The organism is Polaromonas sp. P4_F4 (assembly GCF_056401355.1).
The window spans coordinates 1-11,363 of record NZ_JBFUJO010000050.1; the positions used below are offsets into that span (position 1 = coordinate 1).

At 61.8% G+C, this 11,363-nt stretch carries 12 protein-coding genes and 1 pseudogene; 4 read left to right on the top strand and 9 right to left on the bottom strand.

Going from position 1 to position 11,363, the window contains the following annotated elements; genetic code table 11:
* Nucleotides 1-119 precede the first annotated feature (119 nt).
* Nucleotides 120-947: a transporter substrate-binding domain-containing protein gene (locus AC1DUR_RS25410; protein ID WP_477722348.1), complete on the top strand. Its 828-nt coding sequence runs from the start codon at nucleotides 120-122 to the stop codon at nucleotides 945-947.
* 140 nt (nucleotides 948-1,087) lie between these two features.
* On the opposite strand, the gene AC1DUR_RS25415 is transcribed toward AC1DUR_RS25410, so the two are convergent.
* Nucleotides 1,088-1,651, bottom strand: coding sequence for a MarR family winged helix-turn-helix transcriptional regulator (locus tag AC1DUR_RS25415; RefSeq protein ID WP_477722349.1), 564 nt, complete (start codon nucleotides 1,649-1,651; stop codon nucleotides 1,088-1,090).
* A gap of 133 nt (nucleotides 1,652-1,784) precedes the next feature.
* Between AC1DUR_RS25415 and AC1DUR_RS25420 the strand changes: the two genes are divergently transcribed.
* From AC1DUR_RS25420 to AC1DUR_RS25430, 3 genes are all read left to right on the top strand, one after another.
* The gene (locus AC1DUR_RS25420) at nucleotides 1,785-3,038 is read left to right on the top strand and encodes an acyl-CoA dehydrogenase family protein (protein ID WP_477719207.1); all 1,254 of its coding nucleotides are present in this window, start codon (nucleotides 1,785-1,787) and stop codon (nucleotides 3,036-3,038) included.
* A 94-nt stretch (nucleotides 3,039-3,132) separates the two neighbouring features.
* Nucleotides 3,133-3,681 carry a flavin reductase family protein gene (locus AC1DUR_RS25425; protein ID WP_477719208.1) on the top strand — a complete coding sequence of 183 codons (549 nt, stop codon included), beginning with the start codon at nucleotides 3,133-3,135 and terminating at the stop codon, nucleotides 3,679-3,681.
* A gap of 25 nt (nucleotides 3,682-3,706) precedes the next feature.
* Nucleotides 3,707-4,708: a LysR family transcriptional regulator gene (locus tag AC1DUR_RS25430; RefSeq protein WP_477719209.1), complete on the top strand. Its 1,002-nt coding sequence runs from the start codon at nucleotides 3,707-3,709 to the stop codon at nucleotides 4,706-4,708.
* Between the two features lie 9 nt (nucleotides 4,709-4,717).
* On the opposite strand, the gene AC1DUR_RS25435 is transcribed toward AC1DUR_RS25430, so the two are convergent.
* The 8 genes and pseudogenes from AC1DUR_RS25435 to AC1DUR_RS25470 form a co-directional block, all read right to left on the bottom strand.
* Nucleotides 4,718-5,797, bottom strand: coding sequence for a maleylacetate reductase (locus AC1DUR_RS25435; RefSeq protein ID WP_477722350.1), 1,080 nt, complete (start codon nucleotides 5,795-5,797; stop codon nucleotides 4,718-4,720).
* A gap of 3 nt (nucleotides 5,798-5,800) precedes the next feature.
* Complete coding sequence (locus AC1DUR_RS25440; RefSeq protein WP_477719211.1) at nucleotides 5,801-6,106, bottom strand: Dabb family protein; 306 nt, start codon at nucleotides 6,104-6,106, stop codon at nucleotides 5,801-5,803.
* Nucleotides 6,103-6,978 carry an intradiol ring-cleavage dioxygenase gene (locus tag AC1DUR_RS25445; RefSeq protein WP_477719212.1) on the bottom strand — a complete coding sequence of 292 codons (876 nt, stop codon included), beginning with the start codon at nucleotides 6,976-6,978 and terminating at the stop codon, nucleotides 6,103-6,105. Before AC1DUR_RS25445 ends, AC1DUR_RS25440 begins: the two co-directional genes overlap by 4 nt.
* 20 nt (nucleotides 6,979-6,998) lie before the next feature.
* The gene (locus tag AC1DUR_RS25450; protein WP_477722351.1) at nucleotides 6,999-7,979 is read right to left on the bottom strand and encodes an amidohydrolase family protein; all 981 of its coding nucleotides are present in this window, start codon (nucleotides 7,977-7,979) and stop codon (nucleotides 6,999-7,001) included.
* A 76-nt stretch (nucleotides 7,980-8,055) separates the two neighbouring features.
* Nucleotides 8,056-9,078, bottom strand: coding sequence for a TRAP transporter substrate-binding protein (locus tag AC1DUR_RS25455; RefSeq protein WP_477722352.1), 1,023 nt, complete (start codon nucleotides 9,076-9,078; stop codon nucleotides 8,056-8,058).
* Between the two features lie 85 nt (nucleotides 9,079-9,163).
* A complete protein-coding gene (locus AC1DUR_RS25460; protein WP_477722353.1) occupies nucleotides 9,164-10,441 on the bottom strand; it encodes a TRAP transporter large permease in 1,278 nt (425 codons plus the stop codon).
* Complete coding sequence (locus AC1DUR_RS25465; protein ID WP_477722354.1) at nucleotides 10,438-11,007, bottom strand: TRAP transporter small permease; 570 nt, start codon at nucleotides 11,005-11,007, stop codon at nucleotides 10,438-10,440. The genes AC1DUR_RS25460 and AC1DUR_RS25465 overlap by 4 nt, the downstream gene beginning before the upstream one ends.
* 120 nt (nucleotides 11,008-11,127) lie before the next feature.
* A pseudogene (locus AC1DUR_RS25470) lies at nucleotides 11,128-11,363 on the bottom strand (IS4 family transposase); the annotation flags it as partial.

Sequence of the window (11,363 nt, forward strand, 5' to 3'; positions counted from 1 at the left end):
GTGTTCCTGGAGCTCGACACGACGAATTGGAAAGGCAATTACCTGGGCGCCGGCAACAAGTCCACATCGAACGGCGTGAGCGTCGGCATCACGCATTCCTTCTGACCCGCAGGCGCCTCATGCTCCGCCCTGGTGGTTTCGTTCGTTCCCGCCGGCGTCTGCTGGCGGCTGTGCTGGCCGTCGGTGCCTCTCTCGGCGGCTGCGCCACCGCTCCGGTGCCGGGGGGGCCCGCTGCCGCGCGTGAAACGCTTGCGCCGACGGGGACGCTGCGCGTCGCAGTCTATCCCGGCAGTCCCACGTCGCTGGTGGAACAGGCACCGCCTGAGAGCATGCGGGGAGTCAGCGTCGACCTCGGCCGCTCCCTTGCGGCCCGCCTCGGTGTGCCCGCGCAGATCGCTGTCTATCCGCGTCTTGCGGAGGCACTGGCGGCGCTGCAGCGGGGGGATGCCGATCTCACGGTCACCAACGCAACGGCCGAGCGTGCGCGCGTGGTGGATTTCGCTCCCACGCTGGTGGACCTGGAACTCGGCGTGCTGGTGCCCTCCGCGCCGCGCGTCACGGCGATCGAGCGGCTGGACCAGCCAGGTGTGACCGTTGGCGTCAGCCAGGGCAGTTCCTCGGAGCGGGTGCTCGGAGGTCGCCTGAAGGAGGCGAAGCTGCGTAGCTTCCCGACGCTGGAGGCCGCGCGCTCAGCGCTGCAGACTCGGGAGATCGACGCATTTGCCACCAACAAGGGCATCTTGTTCGAGCTGTCCGAACGGGTGCCTGGCGCGCGCGTGCTCGAGGGCGGCTGGGGCAGCGAACATCTCGCCCCCGCCATACCCAAGGGCCGTGCCGGCGGCATGCCGTACCTGCGGACCTTCACCGAGGAAGTCCGGCGCAACGGCGAACTCGATCGCGCCATCATGCGTGCCGGTCTGCGTGGCACGGTGCCCCCGGCACAATAGCTACGGGCGTGTACGGGTGTGCGGGCTGCGCCATGGGGCCACCCGCGCAGTTCGCCAGGAGCCATCCAGCGAGCGCAAGCCTGCTTCTTCGGCTGATGGCCTTTCCAGATCAAAACCGCCCGGCAGGCCCGGGCCTGGCGTCAACCGCCGCGTGAACCGCCCTTATCCAGGGTTTCCATATTGCTGTAGATGCGGCGAAGCATGTCACGCAGCAGATCGACTTGTGTTGCACTGATACCTGAGAGTGCAACCCGGTCATACAGTTGGGCCAGGGGAATGATGCGTTGCGCCAGCGCATCCCCCTCCGGGGTCAAGCTGAGCGCCAAGGCCCGCGCATCGTCCCCCGATCTCTCCCGGATAAGCAGCCCACGCTGCAGCAGCCCATCCACGGTCCGAGAGAGCGTCGAGGGTTCGGCGGACGTATGTGCCGCCAGCTCCGCCAGTCGCTGGTGCGGCTGGTGATGAAGGGCGGCGCAGACCCGCCACTCGGTGAGCGACAAACCGAAGGGCTTCAGTTCTTTACCGAAGGCCTGACCCATGCGCATACCTGCACGCGCAAGTAAATAAGGGATGGCGCGCTCAAGGTCGTGGTCAATGAAATTAATTGTCATTGCAGCATCGTTTTGCTTGCGCTTGGGACCTGTAGCGCGTGACGGCGACGACTGCGACATCTCTGCGTTTATCCCTGCGTTTTCCTTCTTCATGCCATCATGATAGCAGGCGACCGGAGGGGTAGATCAGGGAAATTACCTAGGTTTTATTATTTGCATTTGCAAGTTAATATGGATCTAATTAACTTCCATGTAGAAGTTTTTTTGTAAGGACTTTGGAGACACCATGAACCGACTGGCAAACTCAGATTCACTCCCCATGCAGGCGCCCGGCCGTATCAGCCCGGTGCATGGGGCCCCGTCACTCAAGAACATCGTCGGGGCTGCGCAAGAGCTTGTCCCCGTGCTTCGGCAAAAGGCGCAGGCCACCGAGCAATCGCGGCGGGTATCCGGGGAGGTCACCGAACTCTTCCACACGGCGGGGTTCTTCAAACTGATGCAGCCGGCGCAGTTCGGCGGCTATGAATATGGCTTCACCGCTTTCATCGACGTGATCAGCGAACTCGGCAAGGGGTGTACGTCCTCGGCCTGGGGCTGCTCCCTCGGCGCCATCCACCAGTGGCTGCTTGGAACGTTTCCGGCACAGGCCCAAAAGGATGTGTGGGGCGAAAATCCCAGCGCCATCATTTGCGGCTCCTATGCACCTGCGACCACGGCGGAACGGGTGGACGGCGGATACCTCGTGAGCGGCCACTGGAAGTTCGCTTCCAATGTGGACAACTCGCAGTGGGCCTTGCTGGGGGTGCACTTTCCGCCGGAAGAAAAAGGGCGCCCCCCGAGCGCCGGGTTCCTGCTTGCGCCGCGTTCGGACTGGAGCATCGAGGACAACTGGCATGTGGCCGGCCAAGCCGGAACCGGTTCGAAGACCGTGGTCATCGAAAAGCCCACCTTCATTCCGGCACACAGGCGTCTCACCTTCGCCGAAGCGTCTTCCAACGCCCCGCCCGGCACCGAAGTCAACAAGAACCCCATCTACCGCATACCGTTCCTGTCGGCCGTGCCGGTCTGCCTGGTATCGCCCCTGCTTGGGACGGCACAGGGCGCGGTCGACGCCTTTGTCGACTTGTGCGGGACGCGGGTGACCCGCGGCGCGGTCGCCGGCGGCGGCAACCAGCTGAGCCAGTTCTTTCCCGTACAGTCCCGCCTCGCCGAAGCCGCTGCCGCGGTCGATGCGGCTAGGCTGCTGCTGTACCGCGACACCGCGGAGGTGGAGCAGATCGCGGCGCAAGGGGAAGTGATCAGCGTCGAAAAACGGATCCGCAATCGCCGCGACCATGCGTTCGCGGCGCGCCTGTCGCACAGCGCGGTGGAAGCTCTCTTCGCCAGCGTAGGCGGAGCGGGACTCGCGCTCGACCAGCCTATTCAGCGCATGTGGCGCGACGCCAATGCCATTTCCAGGCACATCAGCCTGAACTGGGACGCGGTGTCGTCCATGGTCGGACAGCACATGCTGGGGCTCGAGCCCAAAGGCCAGTACTGATATGTCCCCCACGCTTTTCACTTCGTGTAATGCGCTGCCTCCCGAGGGGGCTTCAGCCGCCTTGGGGCGGCCCGTCGGCGTCTGAGGTGCCGCCATGTATTCCTGGAGCTACATCACCGGAGACATTCCGCTCACCGTGGACGCCAGCCGCTTCCGCCGTGCCTTGGGCTCATTCCCGACGGGCGTCTGCCTGGTCACCACGGTAGGCCCCGACGGAAAGCGCGAGGGAATGACCATCAACTCCTTCGCCTCGGTTTCCCTCACCCCGCCCCTCGTGCTGTGGAGCATCCGTGACGACACGCGCAGTGCCGAGGTTTTCCTTACCGGCCGCAGCTACATCATCAGCATCCTGGCGAGCGACCAGAAAGAGCTGGCGTCGCACTTCGCCAAGCCGGCCCTCGACAAGTTCGCGCTGTACGAGGACGCGTTCACCGTGGGCATCGGCGGGTGCCCCAGGCTGCGCCACAGCGCAGCCACCTTCGAATGCTCGTCCTACTCCCGTTATCAGGAAGGTGACCACACCATTCTCGTCGGCAGGGTTGACGCGTTTTCGAACTCCGAGTCGACACCGCTGCTTTTCCATTCCGGGCAAATGGGCTCCGTCTGGGAAGTGGCGGAGAAGATTCCGCAGCAGCAGGCTTGAGCAAGTGAGAACTTAGGAGCCCTCGATGAATATCAACACTGTCGACCTGAATCTGTTTCTTGTCTTTCAGGCCATCTATGTGACGCGCAGTGTCACGCTGGCTGGCGATCGGATCGGCATGACGCAGTCTGCCGCGAGCAACGCACTCAAGCGCATGCGCGAACGATTCGGAGATCCCCTTTTTGTCAGGACGATCGAGGGGATGGTTCCTACGCCCTTGGCCGAGCGGCTCATCGTCTCGGTCGACGCGGGCTTGGGCAAGTTCGCACAAGCCATCGATCAGGGACGCCAGTTTGACCCGTCGACCTCCGACCGCACCTTCCGGATCGCCATCAATGACATCGGCCAACTGATCATGATGCCGCAGCTGCTGGCAGCAGCCCAGAAAGAAGCGCCCGGCGTTCGCTTCGAGACGGTGGATGCATCGATGGCAGATGCAAGGCAAGGGATGATGCACGGACAGATCGATCTTGCCGTGGGCAGCTGGAAGGCCATGGGCCAGACCTTCTACGAGCAAAGGCTCTTCGATGAGACCTTCGTGGTGCTGATGAGCAGCAGCAACCCTTTGGCAGCGGGCGAGATGCTCTTCGAGGACTACATGTCCGCCAAACACATCGCCTACCGTCCCAGCGGCGCCACCGACACCGAGTTACAGAGCACCTTGAATCGCGCCGGCGTGCTGGGCCAGCGCAATGTGGTGCTGACGGCGGCGCATTCACTGGGCTTGTCCGCGATAGTCGCTTCGTCCAATCTGCTGCTCACCGCGCCCAGGCGACTGGTGCAGGCGATGATGTCAACCCGCGCCGACCTCAAGATGGGTCCCACGCCGTTCGAGGTGGCGCCTTTTGCCATCCGCCAGCAGTGGCACGAGAGATTTCGGCTCGACAGCGGCAATCAGTGGCTGAGAGCTCGCTTCTTCTCGCTCTTTCACGAGCCGTCGGTGCGCCAGGTCGTGGCGATGGCATTCGAGCGGCGCCAACATGCGCTGCACTCTGTTGAGGATGAAGACGCCTATCCCGTCCGCTGAACAGCCTGACTATGCCGCGTGCGATGGCGGCAGCCCCTCATAAGCCAGTTGCAACAGGGTGCGTATGGCGTCGCGGTCCAGTGGACGAGGGTTCCAGTAGGCGTTCTGCATCGCCATGTCGGCTGCCTTGTCCAGGTCCTGCGCCTTCATGCCGATCGCCATGAGGCTGACCGGTGCTCCGCAGGTTTTGGCCAGCTCCTGGATGGCCGCCGGACCATGGTCTCTTTGCATCGCCCGCTCCAGCCGATGCATCGCCTCGGGAGCGTGCCTGTAGTTGTAGGCAAGCGCATAGGGGAGCACGACCGTGTGGGTCTCGGCGTGAGGAAGCCCGAAGCTGCCGCCCAGTGTGTGGCACAACTTGTGATGCAAGGCCATCCCGACCGCGCCCAGCACCGAGCCGCACAACCAGGCCCCATACAGCGCCATCTCCCGTGCCTGGAGGTGCGTCGGTGCAGCGATGAGCTTCGGCAGGGCTTCGGTCAGCGCCCTGATCCCTTCTTCCGCCATCAGCGACGTGATGGGATTCGCGTCCCGTGCGTAGAGTCCCTCTGCCGCGTGCGCGATGGCGTTGATACCACTGGTGATGGAGATGCTTGCGGGCAACTTCATCGTGAGTTGCGGGTCGTAGATGACAACCTTGGGCAGCACCTTTGGGTCAACACCGGTTTGCTTCCCCTGCGCGTCGGTGATGCCGTAGATAGGCGTCATCTCGGAGCCGGCATAGGTCGTGGGCATCGCCAGAATGGGCAAGCCCATGCTCAGGGCAATGGCCTTCGCCAGCCCAATGGTCGAGCCGCCTCCGACCGCGACGGTGCAATCGGCATTGGCCGCCCGGGCAGCCCGAAGACCCGCGGCGGCAACTTCGAGCGGGACGTGCATCTGTGCCTGATCGAACACGGCGACGGCTTTTGAACCCAAGGTGTGGACCACTGCTTCCGCCAGTGACCGCTGGTTAGGCGTGCAGAGCACGAGCGCGCGCGTGCAGCCCATTTTGTCGAGCTCCCGCAAGGCATGCTGTGCACTGCCCGCGCCAAAGACGACGCGCGCCGCGTTCGCGTTGTAGATGAACTCACCGATCCCGGAACGCATCGCTCAGCCGCACAGGTAATCGACTTGCCTGCTCTCAATCCGGACACCCGCAAGTTCCGCGCGCACGCGCAGATGCTCCGGATGGGACGCGTACCCGGTCAGAGATTCCTGATCCGTGAATGTCGAATTCAGGACTACATCGCTGGCATAGCTGATCCTCGACGAATCGATGCCTACTTCCAGCTCCACCAGCCCTGGAATTTTTCCCGCCAGTGACTCGAACGCTTCCCTGATCTTCTGGCAAGCGGTTTGACGTGCGTCCTCGCTATCGGCGTGGACGCGCCACATGACAATATGTTTGATGGTCATCTATGAATATCCTGCAAAGGATTCAGAACGATGTCGTACCCGACCGTGTAGAAGGGGCTCGCAAGTTGACTGCCGTCGGGCGCGCCCCCCGGTTCATGGCGGGTCCAGTCGGTGACCAGCGAGGAGCGGACCCCAAACACGGCGTCCGATTCCAGATACGGATCTCCCGCGCGGAAGATGTGGGTGATCAGGTCCTGAAACCCAGGCGCCTTCACCATGAAATGCAGGTGCGCCGGCCGCCACGGATGGCGACCCAGTTGCTGCAGCATGCGCCCGACGGGCCCGTCGTGCGGTATCGGGTACGGTGCGGCAAGAATCGTCTTGAAGTAGTACCGGCCGTCCGGCCCGCTGACCAGCTCACCGCGCGCCTGAGCCCCCTCGAGTTCCGGGCGCTGGACGTCGTAAAAACCATCCTCATCGGACTGCCAGACGGAAATCTGCGCGCCCGCAATCGCTTCCCCGCCAATGCTGCGAACCCTTCCGCTCACGTAGCAAGGCTGGCCCTTGGCACCATTCGAGATGTCGTCACCATTGACGAACTTCGGCGCACCTTCGACGAAAAATGGCCCAAAGACAGTCGATTCGGTACAGCCCGCCGGCTTGGCATTGTTTTGCGCCGTGACCAGGGTGGACAGGCCCAGGGTATCGGACAACAAAATGAACTCCTGTCTTTTGTCGTCGGTGATGTGGCCCGCCTCCGTCAGGAATTCAATCGCCAGAAGCCACTCTTTTTCGGTCAGCGCTACTTCACGGGCGAATTCGTGAAGGTGCCTCACCAGGCTCTCCATCACTTGTTTCAGCCGGGGATTGCCGCATTTTGCTTGGGCTTCCAGGACTGCCTGGGTAATCGTCCGCTCGTCAATGTCGATCACGCTCGCTCCTTCGGATGGCCTCAGATTTCCAGCTTGAACAGGTTCACCGCATTGGTCCGGCCGATCTTCACGCGATCCGCTTCGCTGATGGAGGTACTGTTGAACCAATTGGACGCATGGTCGACATTCTCGAACGGCCAGTCGGTGGAGAAAAGAATCCGGTCGGAACCGACTTCGAGTATGGCATCGATCAAGGTCTGTGTCCTGAAGTTGCCGGAGGTCGTCAGATGAAAGTTTTGCTGGAAGTATTCCGCGAAGGTCTTCTTGGCTGGATAGGCTTTGGGAAGCTTTACCCAGGCGTTGCGATTGTCGATTCGCCACATGCTGTACGGCAATCCTTCGCCCATATGACCCAACACGATCTGCAGCTTGGGGTGACGATCAAACAGCCCGCTCGCCATCAGCCGCAAGGCGTGCACGGCGGTTTCCTGCCCGAATGCCCACGTCGGCCCCATGAGCCAGGGGTGACCCTCGTAGATCTGAGCCCAGGAGGCGATGGGATTGCGCGGGTGCAGATAAAACGGCGCATCGAGTACCTCGCACTTGGCCCAGAAATCCGCGTACTGCGGCGCGTCATAGTAGACGACGTTTTCGGGCGTTCCCACTTGAGAAAATCCATTGACCAGTGCGCCCTTGAAACCCAACTCCTTCATGCAGCGTTCGAGTTCGCGTGTTGCCGCATCCGGGTCCTGCATGGGCAAGGCAGCAAATGCCTGAAAGCGGTCGGGACGCGTGGCCACCTGCTCTGCCAGGTAGTCGTTGGCCCGGACGGCAATCTCGATGGCTTTGGCGGTTTCAGGAATAGCCTGCACCGCCGGTGCATTGAGCGAGAGGATCATCATCTCCATGCCGTTCTGATCCATTTCGCGCAGGCGGCCATCGTGAATATCGGTCAGCCGTTTGCTGAGCTCTTTCCAGTAGTCGCCCGGCACGAAGCCGGCTGAATCTTGAAGAGTCTCTGCGATTGCAAAGTGCTCTTCCAGGCCAATCTTTCCGTTCATTCAATGCTCCTGTTTAGGTTGGAATATCGGGCCCAGGTTGGACCGCAGTTGTTCGGTGGCGGCGAAATGCCTGGCATTAAGCCTTGTCCTTGTATTTCTGGCAGGCCTTGGCGTAGCGTTCGTACTCCGCCAGCACGGCGGGCTTTTCACGCAGAATAGCCATGGCTGATTCGTTGACCAGCCTGGAAAAGGACGACGCATCGTTGGCATTCATGGTGACCAGCTGGCCACCGTTTTTCGCCCACACATCTTGAGCAGCCTGGATGTCCTTGGCGCCGAATTCATTAGTGGAAGGCTCGACACGCGAAGCCTCCTCGGTGACGACGGCACGCAGATCGGCAGGCAGTTTCGCGAGCCAGTTCTTGTTGCAAGCGGCGACCACGATGACAGGCCACTGCGACAACGAGGTCTGGTACTTGGCGGCGTCGTAGAACTTGAGCGCCGAAAAAACGGTACTCGCGGCGATGAAACCGTCAATCGCACCGTTCTGAAGCGCCGGCATGACTTCGGACAAGGGCATGGGAACGGGCGTGGCGCCGAGCTTCTTTAAGGGCTCGATCTGCATGGGCGTGCTGAGTACCCGAATCTTCTGCCCCGAGAAATCGGCGATGCTGCGGATGGGCCGCCGCGAAACCACGTTTTGTGGGCTGTGCATGAAGACGGAGATGCTCTGCAGCCCTTTGTTGCCACCCATCGCAAATACCTGCTGACGGACTTCAGGATCCGAAAACGTCCGCTGCGCATGGGCCGTGTCCGATAGCAGTCCCGCAACATCCAGCACTTCGAACCGGGCGTCCAGACTGGTCAGAAAGCTGGAAGCCGTGACGAAGCACTCGATGGTGCCCAGCGCGGCGCCCTCCACCATTCGGGGAATGGCGCCCAACTGGCTCGCGGGATAGAGTTCGACCTTGATACGGCCGGCACTCCTGGCCTCGACCGCGGCCTTGAAGCTCTTCATCCAATGGTGAATGACGTCATTGATGGTGGCCGAGGTCACCTTCATGACAATCTGGTTTTGCTGCGCGAAAAGAACCTGAGGCGCTGCCAAGGCTGCGGCAACGGCACCGGTCATGGCGCGACGGGAAAGCAATGCACTCATTTCATGTCTCCTTTTTGACGACGGGCCGCCCCTGGGCAAAATGCGCCCCCTCGGGAGGCAGCGAAGCGCGGGGGCGAGTGTTCATTCAGTAAATCATTCGGACCAGTGCCATGGACAGCCAGGGCACATACGTGATCAGCGCCAGGGCCAGCAAGTACAGATAGAGGAAGGGAACGATGCCCTTGTAGATCACCTGCAACGGGAATTTGAATAGCGACTGGGTCACGAAAATATTCAGCCCGAACGGCGGATGGAACATACCTATGGCCAGGTTCGTGGTGATCACGATCCCGAAGTGAACAGGATCGATCCCCGCAGCCTTGATGAGAGGCATGAGCAGTGGCGTGAGCACCAGAATGGCCGACAGCGGATCGATAAAGCAGCCCACCACCAGGAACACGACGTTCAGGACCAGAAGAATGGTCCACGGGGACAGTTGCCATCCCTGCACCAGCTCGACCAGCGCCAGCGGGATCTGGTGCACAGTCAAAATCCAGCCGAACACATTGGCACAGGCCACGATCAGCAGGATCTGCGCTGTCAGCGTGACTGTCCGTGTGGCGCAGTCGATGATGTCGCCCCAACTCAGCTCGCGGTAGATGAATCGCGTAACGAACGCCGCGTAGACACAGGCCACCGCGGCCGATTCGGTAGGAGACACGAAACCGCCGTAAATCCCGCCCAGGATGATGACTGGTGCGCCCAGGGCCCAGAGCCCACGCCGGAACGAAGCCAGCAGGAGCCGCAGCGAGAAGGACTGACCGTCGGAGATGCTCCTTCGCCTGGCGTACCACAGCACGTAAACGGCCAGGATGGCGGCAATGAGAAGCCCCGGAACGACGCCTGCCGCGTAGAGCTTGGGCACCGACTCGGACGCAGCGGCCGCATAGATGATCAAGGGCACTGACGGCGGGATGATGATGTCGATGGCGCCGACGGCGGTGATCAGGCCCGCCCTGAAATCATCGGGATAGCCCCGCTCTTTCAAGGGTGGCAGCATCAGCTGCCCCACTGTCGCGACGGTGGCGGCACTCGCGCCCGACATCGCCCCGAAAACGGCGGACGTTCCCACTGTTGCCAGGGGCAGGCTGCCTTTGAGGTGTCCCGTCGACGCTCGCATGATGTCGACGATGCGCGACGCCACACTGCCCCGGCCCATCAGTTCACCCGCGAAAATGAAGAACGGCACGGAAAGCAGTGCAAAGCTGTCCAGTGCCCCGAATATCGTCTGATGAAGCACCGCGATCGGCACATTCATCAAGAACAGAACGGTCGCCGCCGATGCCGTGAGCAGCACCAGGAATATCGGCACTCCCGCAAGGAGCAGCACCAGGGGTACAAAGGCCAGGGTGATGCCGGTCATGAGGGTTCTCCGCTTGCGGCTTGCGTGCTGGTAATGGGTCTGTTGAGCCCCAATCGAATCAAATCCCAACCGGAGGCCAGCGCCAAGCCGAGGAAGCCGGCCGCCGGGGCGGCATGTACCAGCCACATGGGAATGCCGGCGCCGTCGCTGCGTTGGCCCATGGTCATCATCTCGCTGGAAAAACCAATCGAAACCCAGGTCATGAGAATGCAAATCGCGAGCGAGAGCACCGCCTCGAAGAGCCCGCGCCACCAGCCAAGCTGCGGACCCAGCCTTTGCACAAAAATATCCATCCGCAGGTGCATATGGCGAGCGCCCGCGACGGCTGCGCCGAGGAAGATGAGCCAGACCATCAGATAGACCTGGACCTCGTCGGCCCCCACCAGCGCCCGTCCGCCCGCGTATCGCAGCGCCGCGCTGGCAAAGTTCAACAGAACGACTGCGCAAAACATCAGGCCGAACAGGCGCTCGATGCTCGTCGCAAAACTCGTGATCCCGCGTGCAGGTGTTTGGCACTGGGCAGTTGGGACATCGACTATGTCCTTGATGGCGGTTGCTTTAGTCACATCCGCATTCTTTGCGCTCGTCTCCCGTCAGTCCAACAAGTTCTGCGGATGTGGACTATGCGGTTTATGAATTCACATCCTCCCGGCAGCGTTTTGCTCAACGATATAGGGGAATGGCACTTACTTTGGCTCATAGGCATGACCATGCCTCTGGACGTGTCGGCGAGCCTGGTCGCGGGGCACCTTCAACCAGGGGTAGGGTTTGGGCCTTCGTTTTCGCATTCGCGGCTCGATGCGTCCGGGTCGATGGCCGACCCTGCATTGTGCGATCAACGTGAATAGCCGCCCGCAATCCTTCGTGGCCGAGAGGCCTCGCGAGACCCACTCTGTCCACAGTTGCACCGTGTGCTTGAAGC

What these genes read in the sequence shown, in the direction of transcription:
- AC1DUR_RS25410 (WP_477722348.1), top strand. Translation starts at nt 120, where the DNA reads ATGCTCCGCCCTGGTGGTTTCGTTCGTTCCCGCCGGCGTCTGCTGGCG.
- AC1DUR_RS25415 (WP_477722349.1), bottom strand. Translation starts at nt 1,651, where the DNA reads ATGAAGAAGGAAAACGCAGGGATAAACGCAGAGATGTCGCAGTCGTCG.
- AC1DUR_RS25420 (WP_477719207.1), top strand. Translation starts at nt 1,785, where the DNA reads ATGAACCGACTGGCAAACTCAGATTCACTCCCCATGCAGGCGCCCGGC.
- AC1DUR_RS25425 (WP_477719208.1), top strand. Translation starts at nt 3,133, where the DNA reads ATGTATTCCTGGAGCTACATCACCGGAGACATTCCGCTCACCGTGGAC.
- AC1DUR_RS25430 (WP_477719209.1), top strand. Translation starts at nt 3,707, where the DNA reads ATGAATATCAACACTGTCGACCTGAATCTGTTTCTTGTCTTTCAGGCC.
- AC1DUR_RS25435 (WP_477722350.1), bottom strand. Translation starts at nt 5,797, where the DNA reads ATGCGTTCCGGGATCGGTGAGTTCATCTACAACGCGAACGCGGCGCGC.
- AC1DUR_RS25440 (WP_477719211.1), bottom strand. Translation starts at nt 6,106, where the DNA reads ATGACCATCAAACATATTGTCATGTGGCGCGTCCACGCCGATAGCGAG.
- AC1DUR_RS25450 (WP_477722351.1), bottom strand. Translation starts at nt 7,979, where the DNA reads ATGAACGGAAAGATTGGCCTGGAAGAGCACTTTGCAATCGCAGAGACT.
- AC1DUR_RS25455 (WP_477722352.1), bottom strand. Translation starts at nt 9,078, where the DNA reads ATGAGTGCATTGCTTTCCCGTCGCGCCATGACCGGTGCCGTTGCCGCA.
- AC1DUR_RS25460 (WP_477722353.1), bottom strand. Translation starts at nt 10,441, where the DNA reads ATGACCGGCATCACCCTGGCCTTTGTACCCCTGGTGCTGCTCCTTGCG.